General features: G+C 67.2%; 24 protein-coding genes. 12 read left to right on the top strand and 12 right to left on the bottom strand.

The window, feature by feature from the left end; translation table 11 throughout:
- The first annotated feature begins 8 nt into the window (after positions 1-8).
- The 3 genes from ACQR13_RS05205 to ACQR13_RS05195 are packed head-to-tail and all read left to right on the top strand — an operon-like array spanning position 9 to position 2,741.
- Positions 9-1,055, top strand: a complete 1,047-nt coding sequence (locus ACQR13_RS05205; protein ID WP_006615317.1) for an ABC transporter substrate-binding protein — start codon at positions 9-11, stop codon at positions 1,053-1,055.
- Positions 1,056-1,059: 4 nt separating this feature from the next.
- Complete coding sequence (locus ACQR13_RS05200) at positions 1,060-1,929, top strand: ABC transporter permease (protein ID WP_315713686.1); 870 nt, start codon at positions 1,060-1,062, stop codon at positions 1,927-1,929.
- Positions 1,926-2,741 (top strand): ABC transporter permease, encoded by an 816-nt coding sequence (locus ACQR13_RS05195; protein WP_315713685.1) that lies wholly within the window; start codon positions 1,926-1,928, stop codon positions 2,739-2,741. The genes ACQR13_RS05200 and ACQR13_RS05195 overlap by 4 nt, the downstream gene beginning before the upstream one ends.
- Positions 2,742-2,935: 194 nt before the next feature.
- Here ACQR13_RS05195 and uraH (ACQR13_RS05190) read toward each other — a convergent pair whose 3' ends face one another.
- Positions 2,936-3,277, bottom strand: a complete 342-nt coding sequence (gene uraH / locus ACQR13_RS05190; protein ID WP_316200373.1) for a hydroxyisourate hydrolase — start codon at positions 3,275-3,277, stop codon at positions 2,936-2,938.
- 29 nt (positions 3,278-3,306) lie between these two features.
- On the opposite strand from uraH (ACQR13_RS05190), the gene ACQR13_RS05185 reads away from it, so the two are divergent.
- Positions 3,307-4,500 (top strand): MFS transporter, encoded by a 1,194-nt coding sequence (locus tag ACQR13_RS05185; RefSeq protein ID WP_316200349.1) that lies wholly within the window; start codon positions 3,307-3,309, stop codon positions 4,498-4,500.
- A complete protein-coding gene (locus tag ACQR13_RS05180) occupies positions 4,487-5,839 on the top strand; it encodes an amidase (protein WP_434862628.1) in 1,353 nt (450 codons plus the stop codon). The genes ACQR13_RS05185 and ACQR13_RS05180 overlap by 14 nt, the downstream gene beginning before the upstream one ends.
- Here the strand turns inward: ACQR13_RS05180 and puuE are convergent.
- From puuE to ACQR13_RS05165, 3 genes are all read right to left on the bottom strand, one after another.
- A complete protein-coding gene (puuE, locus tag ACQR13_RS05175; RefSeq protein WP_434862627.1) occupies positions 5,830-7,251 on the bottom strand; it encodes an allantoinase PuuE in 1,422 nt (473 codons plus the stop codon). The two genes, ACQR13_RS05180 and puuE, sit on opposite strands and share 10 nt — an antisense overlap.
- A gap of 5 nt (positions 7,252-7,256) precedes the next feature.
- Positions 7,257-7,613, bottom strand: a complete 357-nt coding sequence (uraH, locus tag ACQR13_RS05170) for a hydroxyisourate hydrolase (RefSeq protein ID WP_434862626.1) — start codon at positions 7,611-7,613, stop codon at positions 7,257-7,259.
- Positions 7,614-7,694: 81 nt separating this feature from the next.
- Positions 7,695-8,600, bottom strand: coding sequence for a LysR family transcriptional regulator (locus ACQR13_RS05165; RefSeq protein ID WP_434862625.1), 906 nt, complete (start codon positions 8,598-8,600; stop codon positions 7,695-7,697).
- Between the two features lie 131 nt (positions 8,601-8,731).
- Between ACQR13_RS05165 and ACQR13_RS05160 the strand changes: the two genes are divergently transcribed.
- The 3 genes from ACQR13_RS05160 to ACQR13_RS05150 all read left to right on the top strand — a co-directional run bounded on the left by ACQR13_RS05160 (position 8,732) and on the right by ACQR13_RS05150 (position 11,618).
- Complete coding sequence (locus tag ACQR13_RS05160; protein ID WP_316172720.1) at positions 8,732-9,670, top strand: ring-cleaving dioxygenase; 939 nt, start codon at positions 8,732-8,734, stop codon at positions 9,668-9,670.
- On the top strand, positions 9,667-10,299 hold the full coding sequence (locus tag ACQR13_RS05155; protein WP_316172721.1) for an alpha/beta hydrolase: 633 nt from the start codon (positions 9,667-9,669) through the stop codon (positions 10,297-10,299). The genes ACQR13_RS05160 and ACQR13_RS05155 overlap by 4 nt, the downstream gene beginning before the upstream one ends.
- Before the next feature lie 113 nt (positions 10,300-10,412).
- The gene (locus tag ACQR13_RS05150; protein WP_316172722.1) at positions 10,413-11,618 is read left to right on the top strand and encodes an amidohydrolase family protein; all 1,206 of its coding nucleotides are present in this window, start codon (positions 10,413-10,415) and stop codon (positions 11,616-11,618) included.
- A gap of 7 nt (positions 11,619-11,625) precedes the next feature.
- On the opposite strand, the gene ACQR13_RS05145 is transcribed toward ACQR13_RS05150, so the two are convergent.
- The 4 genes from ACQR13_RS05145 to ACQR13_RS05130 form a co-directional block, all read right to left on the bottom strand.
- Entirely contained in the window at positions 11,626-12,858 is a 1,233-nt protein-coding gene (locus ACQR13_RS05145) for a carboxylate-amine ligase (RefSeq protein WP_434862624.1), read from the bottom strand.
- Between the two features lie 20 nt (positions 12,859-12,878).
- On the bottom strand, positions 12,879-14,654 hold the full coding sequence (locus ACQR13_RS05140; RefSeq protein WP_316169579.1) for an N-acetylglutaminylglutamine amidotransferase: 1,776 nt from the start codon (positions 14,652-14,654) through the stop codon (positions 12,879-12,881).
- Positions 14,655-14,680: 26 nt separating this feature from the next.
- The gene (locus ACQR13_RS05135) at positions 14,681-15,508 is read right to left on the bottom strand and encodes a class II glutamine amidotransferase (protein ID WP_315752171.1); all 828 of its coding nucleotides are present in this window, start codon (positions 15,506-15,508) and stop codon (positions 14,681-14,683) included.
- A 361-nt stretch (positions 15,509-15,869) separates the two neighbouring features.
- The gene (locus tag ACQR13_RS05130; RefSeq protein ID WP_316172725.1) at positions 15,870-16,751 is read right to left on the bottom strand and encodes a LysR family transcriptional regulator; all 882 of its coding nucleotides are present in this window, start codon (positions 16,749-16,751) and stop codon (positions 15,870-15,872) included.
- Between the two features lie 110 nt (positions 16,752-16,861).
- On the opposite strand from ACQR13_RS05130, the gene ACQR13_RS05125 reads away from it, so the two are divergent.
- Both ACQR13_RS05125 and ACQR13_RS05120 read left to right on the top strand, forming a co-directional pair.
- Positions 16,862-17,281, top strand: coding sequence for a CidA/LrgA family protein (locus ACQR13_RS05125; RefSeq protein ID WP_316172726.1), 420 nt, complete (start codon positions 16,862-16,864; stop codon positions 17,279-17,281).
- Positions 17,256-17,966, top strand: coding sequence for an LrgB family protein (locus ACQR13_RS05120; protein WP_315825887.1), 711 nt, complete (start codon positions 17,256-17,258; stop codon positions 17,964-17,966). The genes ACQR13_RS05125 and ACQR13_RS05120 overlap by 26 nt, the downstream gene beginning before the upstream one ends.
- Positions 17,967-17,971: 5 nt before the next feature.
- Here the strand turns inward: ACQR13_RS05120 and ACQR13_RS05115 are convergent, their stop codons facing one another.
- From ACQR13_RS05115 to ACQR13_RS05100, 4 genes are all read right to left on the bottom strand, one after another.
- Positions 17,972-18,802 (bottom strand): type 1 glutamine amidotransferase, encoded by an 831-nt coding sequence (locus ACQR13_RS05115; protein WP_434842631.1) that lies wholly within the window; start codon positions 18,800-18,802, stop codon positions 17,972-17,974.
- 23 nt (positions 18,803-18,825) lie between these two features.
- Positions 18,826-19,656 (bottom strand): hypothetical protein, encoded by an 831-nt coding sequence (locus ACQR13_RS05110; RefSeq protein WP_434862693.1) that lies wholly within the window; start codon positions 19,654-19,656, stop codon positions 18,826-18,828.
- A gap of 131 nt (positions 19,657-19,787) precedes the next feature.
- Complete coding sequence (locus ACQR13_RS05105) at positions 19,788-20,252, bottom strand: hypothetical protein (RefSeq protein ID WP_316169582.1); 465 nt, start codon at positions 20,250-20,252, stop codon at positions 19,788-19,790.
- 149 nt (positions 20,253-20,401) lie between these two features.
- Positions 20,402-21,097, bottom strand: coding sequence for an HAD family hydrolase (locus ACQR13_RS05100; RefSeq protein ID WP_434862623.1), 696 nt, complete (start codon positions 21,095-21,097; stop codon positions 20,402-20,404).
- 106 nt (positions 21,098-21,203) lie between these two features.
- Between ACQR13_RS05100 and ACQR13_RS05095 the strand changes: the two genes are divergently transcribed.
- Entirely contained in the window at positions 21,204-21,890 is a 687-nt protein-coding gene (locus ACQR13_RS05095) for a hypothetical protein (RefSeq protein WP_316169583.1), read from the top strand.
- Between the two features lie 132 nt (positions 21,891-22,022).
- A complete protein-coding gene (locus ACQR13_RS05090) occupies positions 22,023-24,047 on the top strand; it encodes a YgiQ family radical SAM protein (protein WP_316195705.1) in 2,025 nt (674 codons plus the stop codon).
- The last annotated feature ends 339 nt before the right edge of the window (positions 24,048-24,386 follow it).

Here is a 24,386-nt window from a genome sequence, read left to right as displayed (position 1 = left end):
AGTGGAACATGATGCTTGATCGCCGCCGGCTCCTGACCAGCGCCTTGACGCTGGGAGCCATGCACGCCTTCCCGGGCTTGAGCCTCGCGCAGGCGCGGCCGCTGGTGTTCGCGACCTTCACCGGCAGCTGGGAAGAAGCACATAAAGCCGTGCTCGTCCCTGCCTTCCGCAAGGCCAACGCCGATGCGGCGATCGTGCTCGATCCGATGCTGTCGGTCGACCAGATCGCCAAGGTCAACGCCGCCAAGGCCAATCCGCCGATCGACGTCATGCTGCACGACCCGGGTCCGGCGCTGGTCGCGATCGGCCAGGATCTCGTCGAGCCCTACCCAGCCGACAAGAGCACCTATTTCAAGGACCTGATTCCGGAAGCGCAGGACGCGATGGGCCCGGCGCCGTTCTTCCAGGTCGTCGGCCTCACCTACAATCCAGAGACGGTGAAGACGCCGCCGACCTCGTGGGCCGATCTGTGGAAGCCCGAGTTCAAGGGCAAGGTCGGCATCACCAATCTGAACTCCACGCTCGGCACCGGCTGGCTGGTCGAGATCGCGCGCATGCGCGGCGGCTCGGAAGCCAATGTCGACGAAGGCTTCAAGGCGCTGGAGGAGCTGAAGCCGAACCTCGCCGCCGTCGCCGCCAATCCCGGCGCGCTGGCGACCCTGTTCCAGCAGGGCCAGATCGACATCTCGCCCGGCAACTTCAACGCCATCCAGATCCTGAAAGCGCGCGGCGTGCCCGTCGAGTTCGTGGCGCCCAAGGAAGGCGCGATCGCCTTCAAGACCACGATCCACATCGTCAAGAACTCACCGAACAAGGAGCTTGCCTTCAAGCTGATCGAGGCGGCGCTGTCACCGGAGGTGCAGACCACGCTGATGAACTCACCGTATCTGATCGTGCCGACCAACACCAAGGTCGCGATGTCCGGCGAGATCGCAAAGGTGCTGGCCAAGGACACCGCGGAGCTGAAGAAGAAGTTCGTGTTCCAGGATTGGAAGAAGATCAACGAGCAGCGCGCGTCCTGGATCGAGAAGTTCAACCGCGACATCAAGATCTGACGCGATGAAGAGCGCCACGACCGCACCTGGAGACGTGACCAGCTTCAGCCTAGGGCTTGCTCTGCCCTTGGGCCTGGTGTTCGCGATCTTCTTCGTGCTGCCGCTGGCGCAACTTCTTTTTCTCTCGCTGCACAACGACACCGCGGCGACGGTGTGGGGGCTCGGCCAGTACGTCAAATTCCTGACCGACCCCTTCAGCCTCGCCGTGCTCGGCTCGACGCTTCTGCTCGGCGCCGAGGTGACGCTCGCCTGTCTCGTGCTCGGCTATCCCATCGCCTGGCTGTACCAGCGCTCCGGCAGCCGGGTGCAGACCCTGATCATCATGATCGTGCTGCTGCCGCTGCTCACCAGCGTCGTCGTCCGCACCTTCGCCTGGATCGTGATCCTGGGCCGGCAGGGCATCATCAACTCCGTGCTGCAATCGCTCGGGCTGATCGGCACGCCGCTGCGCATGATCTACACGCAAGGCGGACTGGTCGCGGCGCTCGCGCAGGTACAGATGCCGCTGATGGTGCTTCCCCTGATCACCGCGATCGGCCGCATCGATCCCAATCTCTCCGACGCCTCGGCCTCGCTGGGCGCCGGAAGCTGGCGCACCTTCGTCAAGGTGATGCTGCCGCTGTCGATGCCAGGCATCATCGCGGGCTGCACCCTGACCTATGCGGCTGCGATCACCGCTTTCATCACGCAGTCGCTGGTCGGCGGCGGTCAGATGCTGTTCATGCCGATGTATCTGTATCAGCAGGCCTCGACCTTGCAGAACTGGCCGTTCGCGGCGGCGATCTCGATCATCTTCCTGTTCGCAGTGCTCGCCATCGTCGCGCTGTTCTCGACACTCGGGCGGCGTGCGCGCGGCTATGGAGACGCCAGATGAGCCAGCGCCAGCGCAACTGGGAAGCGCTGAGCTTCCAGATCGTGATGACGGTGGTTGCCGTGCTGGCGCTGATCCTGATCGTGTCGCCGTCGCTGGTCGTGGTGATCGTCTCCTTCACGTCCGGCTTCTCGCTGAAATTCCCGCCGCCGGGCTATTCGACCCGCTGGTACGTCGAATTGTGGAACGCCTGGCAGCTGCAGTTCGCCGCACGCAACAGCGTCGTCGTCGCGCTATGGTCGACGGGTCTGTCGATCATGCTCGGCGTCGCCGCGGCGCTGGCGATCTCGCGCTCGAAGACGCTCACGGCGAAGCTCCTGGACTCGTTGTTCATGTCGCCGCTGGTACTGCCGGCACTCGCCTTCGGCTTGGCGGCGCTGATGTTCTTCTCGCTGATCGGCCTACCGGTGTCGCTGCTGACACTGGTGATCGGCCACACCATCGTCTGCGTGCCCTATGTCGTCCGCAACACCGTCGCGGCACTGGCCCAGCTCGAGCCGACCCTGCTGGAAAGCTCGGCGATCCTCGGCGCCTCCAGGCTCTACACGTTCCGCCGCATCGTCTTGCCGCTGATCCGCCCCGGCATCATCTCCGGTGCCTTCATCGCCTTCATGTCATCGTTCGACAACGTGCCGGTGTCGCTGTTCCTGCGCGACGCCGCCACCGACATGCTCCCGATCCGCATGTGGCAGGACCTCGAAGGCAAGCTCGACGTCACCATCGCCGCGCTGTCGAGCGTGCTGATCATTGCCACGATCGCGCTGATGACGATCATGGAGCGCACCACCGGACTGTCGAAGCGGCTGACGGGTTGAGGCTGAGTGCCCGTTCCTGAAATTGGGAGTTCGTGCCCGTCCAACTCCAAGCCGTCATGGCCGGGCTTGTCCCGGCCATCCACGTCGGCCGGCGATCGTGGATGGACGTGGATGCCCGGGACACGGGCATGACGAGTATTTCCTTGGCAGGCAGGATCGTCCAACCATCAGCGTACGACGGCGCGAGCTGTACCTCAGGCCCCACGGAAGATCGAATAGCCCCAGGGAGTGAATTTGAGCGGCAGATGAAAGTGCTCCTCGACCTTGTCGATCGCGAAGCGAAACGGCACTGTGGTGAGGAATTTCGTCTGAGCGCCAGTCCCGAAGAACTCGCCGACATGAAACAGCACCTCATACTCGCCGGCGGTCACGCCGTGGCCCTCGACGACCGGCGCCTGCAGAGTGCCATCGGCGCCGAGCTGTCCCTCCGCGAGCAGCGTGCGATCGGGCGTCACGCGCCAGATCGCGACGCGCAGGCCACGCGCGGGGCGCCCGTTCGCCACATCAACCGCATGAACCGAGATTCCACCGGCCATTTCGTGCTCCGCCATCAGGTTGTCGCGGCATGATAGCCGCGAAGCAAGCATCAACGCCAGCGCCGCCGCTGTGGCCTGCAGTCGCTGCGATGACCGCGCTGCAGGCCCTGGTGTCGCTGGCGCTGTTCGCGCCGGGCGTCGTGGCGCCGCGCGCTGGACTGAGCATCGAGCAACTGTCGCTGTTCTCCACCACAGCCTTCACCATCAGCCTCGTCTCCTCGTTCTGGGGCGGCACGCTGGTCCAGCGCGTCGGCTCGCTGCGCGTGGCGGCCCTGTGCGCGGTCGCCGTCTGCGCTGGCATGTCGCTGGCGCTGTTGGAGAGCGGATGGGCGCTGCTCGGGGCCGGGCTGATGCTCGGCCTTGCGGTCGGACCGGAGACACCGGCAAGCTCGGCGCTTCTCGGACGGCTCGTGCCGGCCGAGAAGCGCGCGATGGTGTTTTCGATCCGGCAGACCGGCAACCAGATCGGCGCCGTCGTCGGCTCGCTGCTGCTGCCGCCGATCGCCGTGCTGCTGGCGCCGAGCTCCGCCTATGCCGCCGTGATCGTCTGCGCCGCCATCGCCGTCGCCGGCTTCGAGCGTCTCAGACCGGCCTATGCCATGACGCCGCCAACCATGCCGCGGCTCGGCCTGTTCGATCGATTGCGACTGATCAGCGCCGACCGCCGCATGGCCGCGCTCGCCGTCGCCTCGATTCCGTTCAGTGGCATGCAGGTCATCCTCAATACCTGCTTCGTCAGCTTCGGCACGTCAGAGCTCGCGCTGAGCCATGTCGAGGCCGGCTGGGTGCTGGCGTCGGCGCAAGGCGCCGGCCTGATGGGACGGCTGGGCTGGGGCGTGGTCGCGACGCGCCTGCGCTCGGCGCGCGCCGTGCTGGTGATGGCGGGCGTGGGCATGGCCGTCTGCGCGATGCTGCTCGGTCTCTGCGGGCCACTGCTGAGCCGATCGATCCTGATCCTGCTCACGATCGTGTTCGGGCTGACGGCGAGCGGCTGGAACGGCGTGTTCATCGCCGAGATCGCCAATCTCGCCAAGCCCGGACGCGTCGCCGAGGCGACAGGCGCAGTGCTCACCGCCTCGTTCCTGGGCCTTGTCGCCGCACCGCTGCTCGTCGCGCTGCTGACTCCCCGCGTGGGACTCGGCGGCAGCTTCGTCGCACTCGGATTGACGGCGGCCGCAGGCACAGCCGTACTGCTGATGGAGCGATCCCATGCGCGCAAGTGACATCGCACGCGCCGTCATGGCGCGGCAAAGCACCGCCAGAGAGATGGCCGAGCAGGCGCTGGCGCGGATCGCGGCGGCCCATGACCTCAACGCCGTCGTCACCACAGATCCGGCGCGAACGAGCGCCGAGGCCGATGCCGTCGATGCGCGCGTGGCCGCCGGCGAAGCAATGCGGCTCGCCGGCGTGCCGATCGTGGTCAAGGACAACATCTGGGTCGAGGGCTGGCGCATCACGCAGGGCTCGCGGCTGTTCGCTGATTTCATCGCGCCCGAGGATGCGATCGCGATCGCGCGGTTGCGCCGCGCTGGCGCCGTGATCGTTGGCATCGGCGCAACTTCCGAGTTCGCCTGCAAGGGCGTGACGACCTCGCGGCTGTTCGGACCGACCGTTCATCCGCAGGACCGGCAGCTCACGCCCGGCGGCTCGTCGGGCGGTCCCGCCGTTGCGGTGGCGGCTGGGCTCGTGCCGCTCGCGATCGGCACCGATGCCGGCGGCTCGAGCCGCCGGCCGCCGGCCCATGTCGGCGTGGTCGGCTTCAAGCCGTCGTTCGGCGCCATTCCCTACGGCCCGGGATTCCCCGAGCCATTCTGGCGCATCTCGGTGATTGCGCCGATCGCGGCCGATGTCGGCGATGCCAGGCTTGCGTTCGAGATCATGGCCGGCGCCGACCCGCGCGATCCTGATACGTTCGATGTGGCCGCGGCGGATCATGCAACGCCGCCGCGCGTGGCGTTCTCGCCGCGGCTCGGGCTGGACGTCGCGGTCGATGACGACATCAGCGCTGGCCTGCGGCGGGCGGTCGACCGCCTCCGCGCCGGCGGCATGCCGATCGTCCACAAGGATCCCGTCTGGCCGGCCGGCCTTGCCGAGGACGCGGTGATGCCGCTCCAGCATGCCGGGCTGGCCGCGCTCTACGGCGATGCCTTCCACAATGATCCGGCGCAATTCGATCCAGATATCGCCAAGCAGATCGAGCGCGGGCTCGGCCTGAGCGGCGCCGACGTCGCGCGTGCGCTCGAGGCAAGCGCGCAGATCGCGCGGGCCTTCGCAAGCTTCTTCACACAGGCCGACGTGCTGCTGGCGCCGACCGTGCCCTGCGTCGCCTGGCCGTTCACGCAGCTCGGCCCGTCCGAGATCGGCGGCAAGCCGGCGAGCCCGCGCGCGCATGCGGTGTTCACGCCTTACGCCAATCACGCCGGCGTGCCGGCGATCTCGATCCCCTGCGGCGCCAACGTTCACGGGCTGCCATTCGGTCTGCAACTCATCGCGGCCCGCGGCCACGACCGCCTGCTGCTCGATGTCGCTGCCGACGCCGAGCGGATCCTTGCTCAGTCCTGATCGAACTTCTTCGCCAGCCGGGCCCGGGTGATGTGACCGATCTGGTCGATGGCGTTGGCGATCTCGGTGTCCGGGTCGTTGCCGATGCGACGCTCCATCTCGGCGATGACCGAGGGGCGGTCGGCGTGCAGCGCCAGAGCGACGATCAGCGGCATGCCGAACTTGTCGCGATAGCGGCGGTTGATGTCGGCGACGCGCTCGAACTCGGCGCGCGACAGCGAGGTGAAGCCGAGCCGACCCTGCTCGCCGATCGAGTCGTTCGTCATCTCACCCGCCAGCGCCTCGCGGCCGGCGAGCTCCGGATGGGCGCGGATCAGCTTCAGCTTCTCGTCGCGGCTCATGGCACGGACGACGTTCATGAGCGTCGTATGCAGCGCATCCGCGGCGTCGTCGAATGCGGACAGGCCGGCGCGATAGGCACGGTCGGCAATCTCCGGGGAGTGCTCGAAGATGTCGCCATAGCGCTCCACGAACAGCACGCGCGACATCTGCGAGGGCCGCCACGCACCGGCCGGCGGATGCGTCCGGATCCAGTGCCGGGCGATGTCGAGCCGGGTCGCGACCCAGACCTTGTCATGACCCGTGATGTAGTCGAGGAAGCGCGCCAGCGCGGCCGCGCGCCCGGGGCGGCCGACCAGCCGGCAGTGCAACCCGACCGACATCATGCGCGGGCTCTCCGCGCCCTCCGCGTAGAGCGTATCAAAACTGTCCTTCAGATAGGCGAAGAACTGGTCGCCGGAATTGAAGCCCTGCGGGGTGGCGAAGCGCATGTCGTTGGCATCGAGCGTATAGGGCACGATCAGTTGCGGGCCGTGCGGCCCTGCGATCCAGTACGGCAATTCGTCCGCATAAGAATCGGCGCTGTAGACGAAGCCCTGCTCGTTCAACACGATGTCGAGCGTGCGCTCCGACGTGCGGCCCTGGTAGAAGCCGAGCGGCCGCTCGCCCGTCAGCTCGGTATGGAGCCGGATAGCCTCCTCGATATCGGCGCGCTCGTCGACCTCGGGGACATCGCGGTAGTCGATCCATTTCAGGCCGTGGGAGGCGATCTCCCAGCCGGCTTCCTTCATCGCAGCAACAGCATCCGGATTGCGCGCCATCGCGCTCGCGAACACCGTCACCGGCAGCTTGCGCGCGGTGAACATCCGCCACAGCCGCCAGAAGCCGGCGCGCGAGCCGAACTCGTAGATCGACTCCATGTTCATGTGGCGCTGGCCAGGCCACGGCTGGGCGCCCACGATCTCGGAGAGGAAGGCTTCGGAGGCAGCGTCACCGTGCAGGATGTTGTTCTCGCCGCCCTCCTCGTAGTTGATCACGAACTGCACCGCGATGCGGGCATCGCCGGGCCAGCGCGGATGCGGCGGCGTGCGGCCGTAGCCGACCATGTCGCGCGGATAGACGTCAGCACTCATCCGGATCAGCTCCCGCGATAGGTCTGGTAGCTCCAGGGAGTCGCGAGCAGCGGCACATGATAGTGCGCGCCGGCATCGGCGACGGAAAAGCGGAGCGGGATCAGATCGAGAAACAGCGGGTCGCCCAAGGCGAGGCCATGGGCCTTGAAATAAGCTCCCATATGGAAGGTCAGCATGTAGGTGCCGATGGCGAAGTCATCGTCCGCCAGCACCGGCTGGTCGGTGCGCCCGTCGGCATTGCTCCGGACCTGCTTGACGCGGCGCCAGGAGCCGTCCGGCTCGAGGACATCGAGATCGATCGCGACGTCGGCCGCGGGCTTGCCCCTGACCGTGTCCAGAATATGCGTGCTCAGCCGCCCCATGCATCGTTCCCTCTGCTGCCGGTTCGGAACACTATCAGCGCCCGGTTAAAGGTTCGAGGCGATTTGCAGTTCAATTGCAGCCTACGGGCTGGTCACGTCGCGCTCCTTGCCGAAGCGCTCGACCAGAAAGTCGATGAACAGCCGCACCTTCACCGAGAGGTGCCGCGTCGGCGGATAGATCGCATAGAGCGCGAGCGGCGGCGCGGCGTAATCGGCGAGGATCGCGGTCAGCGCGCCGCTCTCGAGCGCGTCCGCGGCGATGAAGCGCGGGATCAGCGCAATGCCCTGTCCCATGATGGCGACGTCGCGCAGCACCTCGGCATTGTTGACGCACAACGACCACGCCGGCTGGACCCAGTGGTCGCCGTCGCGGCCGGTGAGCTTCCACTGATTGCCAGTCAACAGGAAGCCGTAGGTCAGCGAGGTGTGGCGGCGCAGCTCCTCCGGGCTGCCAGGCGTGCCGTGCCGCGCCAGATAGGCCGGCGCGGCGCAGATGACGCGCTCCACCGGCATGATCCGCCGCGCCACCAGGCTCGACGATTCCAGCTCGGCGATCCGCAAGGTGACATCGAAACCGTCCTGGACCGGATCGAGCAGGTCGTCGCTCAGCACGATCTGCAACTGCAGCTCGGGATAGCGGGCCATGAAATCGGCGACGACGGGACCGAGCCGCATGGTGCCGAACGACATCGGCGCATTGACGCGCAAGAGCCCGCGCGGCGCGGCCTGCGACTGGCTGACGGCCTGATCGGCGGCGTCGAGCTCGGCGAGAATCGAGACTGCACGCTCGAAATAGAGCTGGCCGGTCTCGGTCGGGCTGGCATGGCGGGTGGTGCGGACGATCAACTGCACGCCGAGGCTCTGCTCAAGCTCGCCGATATATTTCGAGATCGCCGAGCGCGACAGCCGCAACTGCCGGCCGGCCTCGGCGAAGCTGCCGCTCTCGACCACCTTCACGAAGGCCCGCAGGCTGCTCAGCTTGTCCATAGGCCCGCCATTGTCGCCAAATCGTAGACAGAGACGTCACAAGAGCACGGATTGTCTCCAAATCAAAGCCGGCCAATATTGTGCCCAGGAAATCAACGGCCCTTTCGGCGGCCCATCGACAGGAGACCCACATGCCCGGACTGCACCACGTGACTGCGATTGCCGGCGATCCGATCCGCAATTTCGGCTTCTACACCCGCGACCTCGGGCTGCGCTTCGTCAAGAAGACGGTCAATTTCGACGATCCCGGCACCTATCATTTCTACTACGGCGATGAGACCGGCCGCCCCGGCACCATCCTGACCTTCTTCCCCTGGGCCGGCGTGCGGCCGGGCCGCCGCGGCGTCGGCGAGACCCACCAGACCGCGTTCCGGGTTCCGCAGCGCTCCCTTGGCTACTGGACGCAGCGCCTGACCGAGAAGGGCATCGCCTATGAGGCGCTGGAGAAGCGCTTCGGTGAATCCGTGCTGCCGTTCGCCGATCCGGACGGCATGGCGCTCGCGCTGGTCGGCGTCCCCGGCGCGGAGAACGAGCCCGGCTACAGCAATGGCGACATTCCGGCCGAGCACGCGATCCGCGGCTTCCACGGCGTGACCCTGCTGCTCGACTCCGCCGAGAAGACCGCCGCCGTGCTGACCGATGTGTTCGGCTTTGCAGAGCAAGGCCGCGAAGGCTCGGTCATCCGCTTCAAGGCGCCGGGCGACGCGCAGGGCAGCGTGGTCGACATCTACGAGGCCAAGGGCTTCCTGCGCGGCGCGCAGGGCGCCGGGTCGGTGCATCACATCGCCTTCCGCGCCGCCGATGACGCCGCACAGGGCGTGATGGCGCAGCGGCTGGTCGATCGCCACGGCCTGCATCCGACCGAGCAGAAGGACCGCAACTACTTTCGCTCGATCTACTTCCGTGAGCCTGGCGGGGTGCTGTTCGAGATCGCGACCGATATCCCGGGCTTCGCGGTCGACGAGCCGGTCGCCGAGCTCGGACGAAACCTGAAGCTGCCCGCTTTCCTCGAATCGCACCGCAAGCAGATCGAAGGCGCGCTGCCCAACCTCGAAGAGGCCGCATCATGACCGTGGCATTGTCCTTCACCCACCGCTTCCAGCCCGGACGCACACCGGGAGCAGCTCCACTGCTGCTCCTGCACGGCACCGGCGGCGACGAGAACGATCTGCTGCCGCTCGGCGCCACGCTGTCGCCCGGCGCCGCCCTGCTGTCGCCGCGCGGCCAGGTGCTCGAGCATGGCATGCCGCGCTTCTTCCGCCGGCTTGCCGAGGGCGTGTTCGACGAGGACGACGTCCGCCGACGCGCGCTGGAGCTCGGCGCCTTCATCGGCGAGGCGCGTCAGCACTACGGGATCGGAGCGCCGGTCGCGGTCGGCTATTCCAACGGCGCCAACATCGCCGCCGCGCTGCTGCTGCTGCAGCCGGAAGCGCTGACCGGTGCAGTGCTGTTCCGCGCCATGGTGCCGCTGGCGCATCCTCCGGCCGCCACGCTCGCGCGCCGGCCGGTGCTGATGCTGTCGGGGCTCGCCGATCCGATCGTACCCGCCAGCAATTCGGCGAAGCTGTGCACGCAGCTCACCGAGGCCGGTGCCGACGTGACCCACACGACGCTTCCGGCGGGGCACCAGTTGTCGCAGGCGGATGTGACGCTGGCGCGCGACTGGCTCGCCGGACTGCCGCAGGCGATCGCCGCCTGAAGACGCTTGCGGCTGTCGCGGCTCCTGGCCAAGAATGTGGTCTCATCGGCACCAGCATCGGACCGCCCTCCGGCGGCTCCGATGCTGGCGGATAGATGGGAAGGATGTTGCGCATGGCCGTCGACAAGCTGTTCATCAATGCGCGGCTCGACCGCGGCGCGCGCCATGCGATCACGGTCGACGGCGGCCGCATCAGCGGGCTTCTCGCTGAGACCGAGCGCCCTGAGGCGCGCGAGGTGATCGATCTCGGCGGCGCGCTGGTCGTGCCCGGCTTCGTCGAGGGCCACGTCCATCTCGACACCAGCTTCTACGGCGATGCCTGGAAGCCGCACAAGCCCTGCACCAACGGCTTCGACGTGCATGAGCGCGTCACGTTCCAGGCGCAGAACATGGCGGCGGCGGCGCCGATGGACGTGCGCGCCCGCAACCAGCTCGATCTCTGCATCGGCCACGGCACGACACGGATGCGCAGCCACGTCATGGTCGACGGCTCCGTCGGCCTCACATCGCTGGAAACGATCCTGCGCGTCCGCGACGAGTATCGCGAGCTGATCGAGATCCAGCTCGTCGCCTTTCCGCAGAGCGGCATCCTCAAGAGCCCGGGCACGCGCGAGCTGCTCGACGAGGCCATCAGGCTCGGCGCCAACCTCGTCGGCGGGCTCGATCCCGCGAGCTTCGACCGCGACGTCGAAAAGCACCTCGACGTCGTGTTCGGCACAGCCCACAAGCACGGCGTCGATGTCGATATCCATCTGCACGATCCGGGCATGCTCGGCCTGTTCGAGCTGGAGCAGATCGCGGCGCGCACGCGCGCCCTCGGCATGCAAGGTCGCGTCGCGGTCAGCCACGCCTACGCGCTCGGCGACCTGCCTGCTGACCCGCTGAAGAAGATTGCCGACGTCCTGGCGGCGTCTGGCGTCGCCATCATGACCAACGCTCCGGGCGCGCGGCCCTTCCCGCCGGTGGCGGTGCTGCGCGCGGCGGGGGTCACCGTGTTCAGCGGCAACGACAACATCCGCGATTCCTGGTGGCCCTATGGCGACGGCGATCTGTTGAACCGCGCCATGATGGTCGGCTATCGCTCCGGCTTCTATGTCGATGACGAGTTGCGGATGGCCTTTGACCTCGTCACCGAAGCCGGCGCCAAGGCCTTGAGGCTTGCGGACTACGGCCTGCGCGTCGGCGCGCGGGCCGACTTCGTCACCCTCGATGCCGAGCACGTGCCGGAGGCCGTCGTCGCCGTGCCAAAGGGCCGCTCAGTCTACAAGGACGGCCGCCTCATCGCGCGCGACGGCCGTGTGATCAGGCAGCCGACCTAGGCCCGCGTCATTGTGCCGGCTCGACCGGTGCCTGTGAGCGCGGCGGCTCGGCGCGCGACACCGTCGCGGCCTCGATCCAGCGCGTCACGGCCGACAACTGTCCGCCGGACTCGCGATAGGCCTGCAGCTGATAGTCGGCCGAGCTGCCGAACTGCATGATGATGCGGCAGTGCTCGACCTCGGCGAGACATCCAAGAGCCTCCGCATGCGGTGCGACATCCGCGATCATGCGGTTGAGGATCTCCTGGCCCGTCACGGGACCGTCCTCGGTCACGAACAGACAGTCGGTGCCATAGCGCTGCGCCCGCCACTTGTTCTCGACCGCGATAGCGCGCTCGACATTGCCGACGGTCTCCGCAAGATCGGGATTGAGATAGAGGTAGCGTGCCAAAGCGCGATAGAGCGAGGCAATCGCCACGGCGTCATCCATCGACGTGCAGACGTCGGGCGCACGCAACTCCAAGGTCGGATGCCGCAGCGACGGCCGCATCGCCCACCAGACATGGCTCTCGTCCGGCATCACGCCGGACTTCGTCAGCGCCGCGACATAGCGATCATATTGCTGCTTCGAGGTGAAAAGCTCGGGCAGGCCGCTGCGCGGCAGCTCGTCATAGGCGGCGAGCCGATAGCCCTTCAGGCCCGTCTCGCGCGAATTCCAGAACGGCGAGGACGCAGACAGCGCGACGAACACCGGGATGTGAGGGAGCATCGCCCGCATCACCGCGAAGCGCAGGTCCGGGTCCGGCAACTGGACATGCACGTGCATGCCGCATAGCATGTTGCGCTGGCCGACGATGCGGAGGTCCTCCATCATCTCCGCGTAGCGCGGCTTGGGGCTCGGCTGTGAGCTGCGCCACGTCGCGGTGGGATGCGTGGAGCAGGCCAGGATGGTCAGGCCATACTGACTCGCCACGCTGGCAACCTCGCGCCGCAGGAATTTCAGCTCCTCGCGCGCATCGCCGACATCGACATGCACGTTGGTGGCGACCTCGAGCTGCGCCTGCAGCATCTCGCGCATGGCCTGCCCGCCGGTCGACCAGTTGGCGGCCTCGAACAGATCGTCCGGCGTGCGGATCGCGACATCGCGCGTCTGCGCATCGACGAGAAAGTACTCCTCCTCGATGCCGAACGAATATTCCGTGACTTCCTCGCTGCCGGTGGCCGAGCGGATCACCAGACGACGCTCGTCATCGCTCAGGCCGAGCCGCAGCTTCTCCAAGATGCGTGGATCCAATCCCATGTGATCAATCCTGTCAGACGTCAAATGCCGTGAGTCTGAAGCCATGCCTCGAGCAGGGCCGCCTGCCACAGCCGCGAATGTCCCTTGGGGCTCATCTCGGTTTCGGGGTTTTGCAACATGTGGTCGATAAAGTCGCGCTGGTAGAGACCGCGTGCGCGCGCCTTCTCGTCGTTGAGCACGTCGCGGACATAGTCGAGAAACGGGCCGCGCAGATAGCGCAGCGACGGCACCGGAAAGTATCCCTTGGGACGGTCGATCACCTCCGCCGGCACGCAGCGGCGGGCCGCCTCCTTGAGAATGTGCTTGCCGCCGTTCTTCACCTTCAGCTCGGCGGGCATGCGCGCGGCGAGCTCCACCACGTCGTGATCGAGGAACGGCACGCGGGCCTCCAGCCCGAACGCCATCGTCATGTTGTCGACCCGCTTCACCGGGTCGTCGACCAGCATGATCTCGGTGTCGATCTGCAGCACCTTGTCCACCGCCGAGGCGCCAGCGTGAGCTGCGAAGAAGCGCTCCACGAATGCCAGGCTCTCGTCGTCTTCGCCGAGCAACTCCGGCGCCAGCAGCCGCTGCAGATCCGAATGCGTCCAGTCGAAATAGGCATTTTGATATTGCTGAACGGGATCGTTGGCCGAGAGAAAGCCCGGATACCAGCTGTACCCGCCGAACACCTCGTCCGCACCCTGCCCGCTCTGCACCACCTTGACACGCTTGGCGACCTCGGACGACAGGAGATAGAATGCGACCGCGTCGTGGCTGACCATCGGCTCGGACATGGCGGCGATGGCATGGGGCAAGGCGTCGAGCGCGCAGGTGCCGCCTATCCTGATCTGCTCGTGGTTGGTGCCGAACGTCCGTGCAATGATGTCGGAGTAGTGGAATTCATCGCCGGCGTGCTTGCCCACAGCGTCAAAGCCGATCGAGAAGGTGCGGATGTCCTCGTGGCCCAGCTTGGACAGCAGCGCGACCAGCAGCGACGAATCCAGCCCGCCCGACAACAGCACACCGACGGGCACGTCGGCGACGCGGCGACGGTCCACCGCCGATGTCATCGCGTCCAGCAATGCATCCGACCATTCTTCCTGACTCATGGCACGATCGGTGGAGCGCGACGCGCCGACGCTGAACTGCCAGTACCTTTCGCGGCGCTGCGTTCCATCGGGCTCGATCGTCAGCAACGTCGCCGGCTCGAGCTTCTTCACGCCATTGAGGATCGTACGCGGCGCCGGAACGGCGGCGTGAAAACTGAAGAAATGATGCAGCGCCGTTCGGTCGATCGAGGTGTCGACATCACCACCGGCGAGCAGCGCCGGCAGGGACGAGGCAAAGCGGAGGAAGCCCGGCCCCTCGGTGTAGTACAGCGGCTTGATGCCGAGACGGTCGCGCGCGATCACGACGCGTCCGCTGTCGCGCTCCCACAGCGCGAAGGCGAACATGCCCTTGAAGCGCTGAACGCAGGTCTTGCCCCAGGCATGATAGGCCTTGAGGATCACCTCGGTATCGCCGTCGGAGAAGAAGCGATAGCCCTTCGCCTGCAGCTCGGCGCGCAGCTCGCGGAAATTATAGATGCAACCATTGAACACGATGCCGAGGCCGAGCGCGGCATCGATCATCGGCTGCTGCGCGGCGGCTGATAGATCGAGAATGCTGAGACGACGGTGGCCCAGCGCGATTCCGCCCTGCACGTAGAGGCCAGCGGCGTCGGGACCGCGCGCCTGCATCGCATCGTTGACGCGGCCGAGCGCCGCGAGCGCGGGCTGTCCGGAAATCCTGACTTCACCACAAATGCCGCACATCGCGGATCATCCAGTTCCTGTTGTTCTTAGGTGCCGCCGACAACCCTCTGTCTTCGTTTGTGTTCCGCGGCGAAACCGGCAGAGTCTGCGTCAAATAGCGGAACGATTTCAGCGCGTCTGGACGCGCGCGCGACCAGCACGTGATCGGGCGGAACCTCGATCCAGTCCGGCTCCTTGTCAAAAGGCTCGGAGACGGCGATGACCTGATCACCATCTTCCCGGTAGTAAAGCGAGTTGGCGCGATCATTCGCAGCGAAGCGAAATGCGTAGAGATCGTGGCCGTTCGACAGGGCGGACGTGAAGCGCAGGTGCTCACGCAGACCGTCCTCGTTGACCAGCTGGCGGAGCGCGCGCAGCACGTTCGATGTCGCACCGATCGGGTCCTGATCGATGCCGGCGCCGACGATGGCGAGGAACACGGCTTCGGAATCGGTGGTGCCGAGCCGCGATGGATACAGCGCGTCCGGAATCATTGCCTCGACCTTGCGGCGCAGCCTGTTCCAGCTACCGACGAAGCCGTTGTGCATGAACAGCCAGCGGCCGCAGGCAAACGGATGGCAGTTCTGACGGGTCACGGCCGTGCCGGTCGCTGCGCGCACATGCGCGAAGAACAGATGTGAATGCAGGTGTCGGCAGAGATAGCGGAGGTTCTCATCGGACCACGCCGGGCGTGTCTCGCGATACAGGCCGGGCTCAGGATGATCCCCATACCAACCCAGACCGAAGCCATCGCCATTTGTGCCTGCGGTGGATTCCAGCGCGCGGATGCTCTGCGTCACCAGGGAATGTTCCGGCTCGGTCACATAGTGCTCGAAGGCGGTCGTCTCACCGCGGTACGCGATCCAGCGGCACATCCTGCCCCTCCGGTTCAATCAATGGGCTCGCGGCACGCCTGCGCGTGTCACGTTCTTTCGGAGCAGGCGGAAACGCGTCAAAGCACCACTGGTTCCCGCGCACTCAGTTACGCACGGGACGTCGGCCTGTGGGAGCGCAGATCAACGAGTCAGCGCGCAGAGGCAACCTTCGTCAGCTCCTGCCGTTCCCATCCGCACGTCCGAGGGTCGCCTCTACTGGCTCGCGCTTTCGCGGCGTTGCGACAGGTGTTCGATCGTTGCGCGTTGTGCGTAGAGCTCAGGTCCTCGCCAATCGCCATGGCGACACCGACCGTCTCGCTGCACGTTCCTCACAGATGAAGCGACATCGTCGCACTCATGTTCACGCCTCGCCGCGCTCGCGCACCAGCCGGAGCCACGCCGCCGCGGCCGGCGAGAGATAGGCGCCACGACGCCAGGCCATCGCCAGCGTCCATTCGGTGCCGGGCTCGTCGAGCAGGACGAGACTGATCGGCACCTGCGTGCGCTGGGTCGCGATCATGCGCGGCAGAAAGGCAACCCCGAGACCGGCACCGGCGAGTTCGGCGATGAAATCGATCTGCGTGCTGCGCGCGGCCACGACCGGCTCGAAGCCGTTGCGGCGGCAGGCCTCGCGGAGGATACGGTTGAGCGCGAAGCCGGCCTCGAACAGCACGAACGGCGTGTCGCGCAGCTCGGCGAGCATGATCGTCTCGCGGCGGGCCAGCGGATGCTCGACGGAAACGAGCGCCATCAGCGGCTCGCGGCGCACGATCTGCGCGGCGAACTCATCGGCGATCGGCGGCAGCAGGCCGGCAAAATCGATGTCGCCTGCAGCCAGCAATTCGCTGAGCCGGTCGCTGCCGTGCTCCACCAGCCGGATCTCGATCTCCGGATGAAGCTGGCGGTAGAGCGCGAACAATGGCGCGAACAGCGTGCTCGATCCGATCGGCGGCAGGCCGAGGCGCAGCACGCCGCGCTTCAGGCCGCGCAGCTCGGCGAGCTCCGCCTGCAGATCATCGCGCTCCGTCAGCAGCCGGATCGCACGGCGATAGACGATCTCGCCAGCCGCTGTCATGCGGCTCTTGTGGCCGAGCCGGTCCAAGAGCGGCAATCCGAGCTCGTCCTCAAGCTGCTTGACGGCCTTGCTCACGGTCGACTGGGTCGCAAACACCACCTTGGCGGCCTGGGAGAAGCCGCCTTGCCGGACGACCTCGACGAAGGTCCTGAGGGTACGGAGTTCCATAATCGCCCCTTAGTATTCCATTTTGGACTTATTATCATTCAATCAATTCGCTTTCTACATGCTGCGATGCGACATACCTTGAAGGCGCAATCACTTCTCGGACGCGTCGCATGATGCATCGCAACATTTCCATTGGGGTCCATCGCCTGCTCCGCCGCAACCGACTGGTGCAGATCGGCCTGCTCGGCCTGTTCTGGGCTGTCGGCGAGGCGCTGGCCCGGACGACCGGCCTGCCATTGCCCGGCGGCATCATCGGAATGGCACTCGCGCTCGCCCTGTTCCTGGCCGGCGGGCTGAAGGTCGCCAGCATGAAGCGCGGCGCGAACTGGATGCTCGCCGAGATGCTGCTGTTCTTCGTGCCGGCGGTGCTGGCGCTGCTCGACCATCGCGAGCTGTTCGGCCTGCTTGGCCTGAAGATCTTTGCCTTGATCGTCGTCAGCACCACCGCCGTGATGTGCGTGACCGCGCTCACGATCGACCTCTGCTACCGTTGGACCGAGCGTCATGACCCTCGCCGCGCTGTGGCGTGAGCCGCTGATCCAGGCGGCTGTCTGGTCGCTCGCGACGATCCTGCTCTATGTGCTCGCCAAGCGCATGCACCGGCGCTGGCCGCGCTGGTGGCTGATGCCGCTCGCGGTGGCACCAGCACTGCTGATGATCGCAGCGCTCGCGCTCAACGTCTCCTATCGCGACTACATCCGCGGCACGCATTGGCTGGTGGCGCTGCTCGGCCCGGCCACCGTCGCCTTCGCCGTGCCGATCTACGAGCAGCGGGCGCTGATCCGCCGCCGCTGGCCGCTGCTGCTGGCCGGCATGGTCGCGGGGAGCCTCACCGCGGTGGCGACCAGTTGGGCACTGGCCTATGTCCTCGGCATCGATGGCGAGCTGCGTCTGAGCCTGTTGCCGCGCTCGATCAGCACGCCGTTCGCGATGGAAGTCTCCGGCGAGATCGGCGGCATCCCCGATCTCACCGCCGTGTTCGTCGTGCTTACCGGCATCATCGGAGCCGCGGTCGGCGACCTCGTGCTCGCGCGGCTGCCGCTGCGCTCGACGCTGGCCAAGGGCGCGCTGTTCGGCGTCGGCGCGCACGGCGCGGGCACCGCGCGCGCCAACCAGATCGGTCGCGAGGAGGGCGCGGTCGCCGGCCTCGTGATGGTGCTGGTCGGGCTGATGAACGTGGCGCTGGCGCCGCTCATCATTCAGTTCATGCGGTAGCGCGCTCAGCCCCGTGCGAGCGAGGCGATCCAGTTGCTGATCTCTGTCTGCCGCATCCCGTCATTCGCCACGTCCTGGTCGAGCCCCAGCCGCCACAGAATGTCGCGCCGGGCACGGTCGTGGTGCAGGATCGCGAGATCGGCGGCGTAACGCTCGAGCTCGGCCGGAGCGGCGAAGAAGCCCTCCTCGACCAGCGGCTGGCCGATGCGGCGGAGCACCCAGGCGACGTCCTGCAGGCTGAATTCGGGATGATACTGCACGCCCCAGAACCGGCCGCGGCCGCTGCGGATCTCCGCGGCCTGCACCTCGCTCATCGCGTTGCGTGCGGTGACCGTCGCATCCGGCGGCAGCCTGGTGACGATGTCGCTATGGATCGCCGGGGCATCGAACACGGCGCCCCGCGCCGCATGCATCGGATGATCGCGGCCCGCCTCCGTCAGCGCGATCTTGCGCGCGAAGCCGACCTCGCGGCCGGCCGGATTGAGCGACACCTCGCCGCCGGCCGCGACGCAGGCGAGCTGAAGCCCCCAGCATGAGCCGAACATCGGCACGCCCTGCGTGAAGATCGCGCGCACCAGCTCGATCTGACGCAGGGATTCCGGCTCGCGCTGATAGATATTGAGCGTCGATCCCGTGATGACGATGCCCTGATAGGCCTCGATCGGCTGCGGCAGGCGCGCATCGGCATCGGCGGGCGTGGCGATGTCGATCGCCGCGTCCGGCGCGAGTGCGCGCAGCACGGCCGCGTAGCTCTCCGACGGCGTGGCGCCTGCGACCTCGGCCCAGCGGCGCCGGCCGTCCAGCGAGTTGCCTTCGAGCACGAGCAATCTCAGCACTCGTCAAACCTCCGCCCGCCCGATCACGGATCCAACACGCCGCGCAGGAATCGCGCGCTCCGCTCGTGCACCTCCGGCCGGTTCAGGATCGTATGGACGTCGGCATCGATCACCATCACCTCCGCCTTCGCATCGTCCTTGAGCGCGGCGGCGCAGGAGCCGGTGACGGCGCGGTCCTTGTTCCAGGGATTGGCGGCCGAGAAATAGGGATCGCGCGCCGAAATCGCGTTCAGCACCGGCTCGGTCGGGCCGATGCCGAGCCCGGGCGCGGTGACGAAGTAGTTGTCCTCGCACGACCACGAATAGATCAGCCGCGCCGCCACGTCCTTGCCGGCGTAGCGGCCGACCGCCACCGCGCCCTCGCTGGTGCCCGCCAGCACGATCCGCAGCCGGTCGACCCAGCTCCAGTCGCGCGACGCCTTCAGCGCGTTCTCCAGCTCGGCCAGCCGCAAGGCGTGGACGTGCTCATAGGTCGCGACGTCGACCGGCGAGGTGTAGGTCAGCCGGTCGGGAATCGCGAGGCTGTCGGGCGCCACCGATGCCACTCCGAGCTCGTCGGCGAGCCAGGCCTGGAACTCCTTCACCGCCGGCGCGACGCCGCTCGACCCGTGCATCATGATCACGAGCGGCGCGATCCCGATCACGTCGGGCGCGTCCTCCGCACGGCCCTCCCAGCGCCGTCCGCCGGCGAGTGTCGCCGGCAACACCAGGTTGGCCCGGCTCCAGGTCAGCGCAAGATTGGCCGGCGACGGCTCCAGCACCGTACCCCTGGTGTCGCCGGGCTTGTCGGCCGCGAGGGCGGCGGTCGCGCAGAGAAAGGCGGCGGCCATCGGCAGGAAACGCGCCACGAACATGATCGATCCGTCCTCCTGCGAGGCGAGCACAGCGAGCCTGGCGCGCACCGTCCGTTTCAATCACGGCATCGGGCTGCGGACAAGCAAGGTGCGACGGACGGTGCATGCAGGGCACCCATGCGGTGATGCGATCAGCAGGCGCGCAACCGCCGGCGCTGGGCACGCGGCGTCTCCATCGACCGGACGTGATGGCGCGGCGTGGCCGCAGTGCAGACCATCGCATTGAGCGCGCCGGCCGGCACGGCGGCGACCTCGCGCGCTCCTCCGCAGCCGCTGACGGCGCGGAGCCGCGGCACAACCGGCGACATGTCCCGCAAGGCCTCCTGCCGTACGCTCACATCGCTCCGGATCTCCACGGGAGAGAGCGCCAGCAGCGTCGCCCGCAAGCCGCGAAGGATGGCGGCCATTGCGCGCGACGGCCGCGCCCAGCGAAACGGCCGGGCCGAACGCTTGGCGCGGCCATCGGCGCGCTTGGCTCGCCCGGCTCCGCTGGCGCGACGGCCGCGCTGATTGGATGCTGATCCCTCGTCATCGACCTGCAACATCAGCCGGAACGGCTGTTCCGAGGGGCCGGCCGCGATCAACAACTTGCGCATGCGTCTCACCTTGATCTCGTCACGGCCAACCCGGCGGCCGCGTTCATCGACACCATGGCGCAAGCGCGGTGACCGCAAGCTGTTGCCGGATGTCAGCGACATGTCAGCTCCGCCGCAGGCGGCATTATCGCCGGATGGCGACGCGTCGCTCACAATCTCCCTCCCAGCCGCGCCATCACCAGATCCAGCACGTCGGCGTCGTCGAACGCCGCCGCGGTCAGCGCCGCGCCGGCCGCGATCAGCTCGTCGTGACCGAGATTGGTGCGCATGCCGACGGTGGCGATGCCGGCCGCCGTCGCCGCCGCGATGCCGGCGCGGGAATCCTCGAAGGCGACCGACCGTTCCGGCACGGCATCGATCGCGCGCAGGCCTTCCAGATAGGGCAGCGGGTGCGGCTTGCCGTGCGGCAGCTCGTCGCCGATGACCACGGCGCGAAACCGGTCCATCAGGCCGAGCCCGTGCAGGATCAGCTCGGCATTGGCCCGCGGCGCGTTGGTCACGGCCACCACTGGAATCGCCGCCGCCCCGGCCCGATCGAGCAGCGCCATCAGGCCCGGCAGCGGCTGCACCGCGCCGGCGGCGAGGCTGCGAAACACCTCCTCCTTCTGCGCCATGACCGCCGCGCGCCGATCGGGCGGCTGATCGGGCAGAAATTGGGCGGAGATCGACAAATTGGATCGGCCGAGCAGTTCGCGTGCCGCCCGCGCGCGGTCGAACACATGACCATATGGCCCGAACACCGCGTTGAAGGCCTGCAGATGCAGCGCATCGGTATCAGCGAGCGTGCCGTCGATGTCGAACAGCAAAGCCCGCCCCCTTTTATTGATAACGCCTCGCATCAGCAAATTGACCTCAACTCATCCGGATGTTGACGCGATCTGATCCAACTCTCGACCAGACCAGCTGTCGTTATTCCTCAAACGGCGTGAAACCGCGACGGGGGAAATTGCGATGATCGGCCAGTTGAGCGCATTGCCTGTTTTGACATCGTCGAGGCTCGGAGCGGCCGCCGCGCTGGTCTCCGTCATCTGCATTGCCGCGCCCGGCGCCGCGCAGGCCGGCCCCGCCAACGGCGACATGGTCAACGGCCAGTACTGCAACGATCTCTGCAAGGCCTATATGGCCTGGTCCGACCGCATGCTGGCCGTCACCCAGCCGGCGTCCTACTCGCGGCCGCAGGTGCGGGTCGCGGTGCCGCAGAGCATGACGCCGAAGAAGATGGACAAGGCCGAGAAGCCGGACCGGATGGCGCAGCACGGACCGAAGCCGCATCGGCCGGCGAACCTGAACTCCTTTGCGCAGCTGCCCTCCGGCACCCAGGCCGCGCAGTCTTCGATGGAGCCGCCGCCGAGCGACCTCGCCGCGTCCGACGCGCCGGCGACAGGTCGGCTGTTCGCCGCCGACCCGCTGCCCCACTCCGCCATCGCCGACATGCGGCGCGCGACCGACGCCGCCGGCCTGCGGCTGGTGTCGATGACCGAGCCCGGCATGGCCCCCGTCACGGTCGGCGAGGCCGGCGGCAGCCCGCGCTCGAAGATGCCCTCGATGTGGATCATGCTTGCCGCAGCCGCGCTGCTGGCCTATTTCGGCCATGGCTGGCTCAAGCGCCGCAACGGCGCGTCGCATCACCTCAACTGAGACGGCAGGAACCGCGACGTCAGGTCGCCCGCGCAACGCCGCGGGAACCATTCCGGACAAATTGACCACCTGCCCTCGCCTGCGACCGGGGCTTCGGTTGAACTCGCAGCGCTGCGGCTCTATGCGTGGGCGATGAACATCGCCCTCACCGCCCCACCGCTGAGTTCCTGGCCGCGCCATCGCGCGGACCTCAAGCCTGCGCCGTTCCTGCCGATGAGCCGCAAGGAGATGGACGCGCTCGGCTGGGACGCCTGCGACATCGTGCTGGTGACCGGCGACGCCTATGTCGACCATCCTTCTTTCGGCATGGCGATCATCGGCCGGCTGCTCGAGGCCCAGGGCTTTCGCGTCGGCATCATCTCGCAGCCCGACTGGCACTCCGCCGAGCCGTTCAAGGCGCTCGGTAGGCCGCGCGTGTTCTTCGGCGTCACCGGCGGCAACATGGACTCCATGGTCAACCGCTACACGGCCGATCGCCGCATCCGCAGCGACGACGCCTATACGCCCAATGGCGAAGGCGGCAGGCGGCCGGACCGCTGCACGCTGGTCTATGCGCAGCGCTGCCGCGAGGCGTTCAAGGACGTGCCGGTCGTACTCGGCGGCATCGAGGCGTCGCTGCGCCGCATCGCGCATTACGACTACTGGTCCGACAAGGTTCGCCGCTCGGTGCTGGCCGACGCCAAGGCCGACATCCTGATCTACGGCAATGCCGAGCGTGCGGTGATCGAGGTCGCGCATCGGATCGCCGGCGGCGAAGCGCCGAAGGACATCCAGTCGGTGCGCGGCACCGCGCTGTTCCGGAAAGTGCCCGAAGGCTTTGTCGAGCTGCATGCCGACGATCTCGACTCCGCCGACGAAGGCGCTGCGCGCGAGAAGGGCGACGTCGTGGTCCGGCTGCCGTCCTGTGAGCAGGTCGAGGCGGACAAGGAAGCCTATGCCCGCGCCTCGCGCGTGCTGCACCGGGAGAGCAATCCGGGCAATGCGCGTCCCCTGGTGCAGCGTCATGGCGACCGCGACCTCTGGCTCAACCCGCCGCCGATCCCGCTGACCATGGCGGAGATGGACAGCGTCTACGATCTGCCCTATGCCCGCGCGCCGCATCCGTCCTATGGCGACGCCAAGATCCCGGCCTGGGACATGATCAAGTTCTCGGTGACGATCATGCGCGGCTGCTTCGGCGGCTGCACCTTCTGCTCGATCACCGAGCATGAGGGCCGCATCATCCAGAGCCGCTCGGAAGGCTCGATCCTGCAGGAGATCGAGCGCATCCGCGACAAGACGCCGGGCTTCACCGGCGTGATCTCCGACATCGGCGGCCCGACCGCCAACATGTACCGTATGGCGTGCAAGGACCCCAAGGTCGAGGCCGCGTGCCGCCGGCCGTCCTGCGTGTTTCCCGAGATCTGCCCGAACCTCAACACCTCGCATGACGACCTCATCCGGCTCTATCGCAAGGTGCGCGAGGTCAAGGGCATCAAGCGCGTGATGGTCGCCTCCGGCGTGCGCTACGACCTCGCGGTCGAGAGCCCGGCCTACATCAAGGAGCTGGTCACGCATCACGTCGGCGGCTATCTGAAGATCGCGCCGGAGCATACCGAGCGCGGCCCGCTCGACAAGATGATGAAGCCGGGCATCGGCACCTATCACCGCTTCAAGCAGATGTTCGATGCGGCCGCGGAGCAGGCGGGCAAGAAGTACTACCTGATCCCCTATTTCATCGCCGCGCATCCCGGCACGTCAGACGAGGACATGATGAACCTCGCGCTGTGGCTCAAGCGCAACCGCTACCGCGCCGATCAGGTCCAGACCTTCCTGCCGTCGCCGATGGCCACCGCGACGGCGATGTACCACACCGGCGTCAACCCGCTGCGCGGCGTGCGTCACGGCGGCAGTGACAAGGTCGAGGCCATCAAGGGCCTCAAGCAGCGAAGGCTGCACAAGGCGTTTCTGCGCTATCACGATCCGGACAATTGGCCGGTGCTGCGCGAGGCGCTCCGCGCGATGGGCCGCGCCGATTTGATCGGCTCGCGCCCCGAGCAACTGGTGCCGGCGCATCAGCCGCCGGGCACCGGCAAGGCCGCAACGACACGGCGGCCGGTGCGCCCGGAGCAGCGACCGCAGCGGTTCACGACCAAGGGCGTGAAGATCATGAAGTAGTTGGTAGGTCGCGGCCTTGTCATGGAGTCCCGCCCTAACATCCTCTCCGCTGTCGTCCCGGGCTTGACCCGGGACCCATAACCACAGGGAGACGTGTTGGGCGCGCCCTGAGCCACTTGCCTGCCTCACACCTCCGCCGGTGGTTATGGGTCCCGGCTCAGGGCCGGGACGACATCGAGTTTGTCGTGAGGCCGTTCCAACTCACAGGCGTGATGCGCATCGCTTAATGCGTGCACCTCCGCCTCCGTCCACTCCACGATCTTCCCAAACAGCCCGCCGCAGCCCCGCGACGCACCCGCGCCCGGGTCATGCTGCCGACATCGCCCTCGACAAACGAGA

It is taken from the genome of Bradyrhizobium sp. HKCCYLRH3059, from assembly GCF_051168035.1.
Taxonomy (GTDB): Bacteria; Pseudomonadota; Alphaproteobacteria; order Rhizobiales; family Xanthobacteraceae; genus Bradyrhizobium.
The sequence above is the reverse complement of the archived record's forward strand: the minus strand, read 5'-3'. Positions and strand labels throughout refer to the sequence as shown.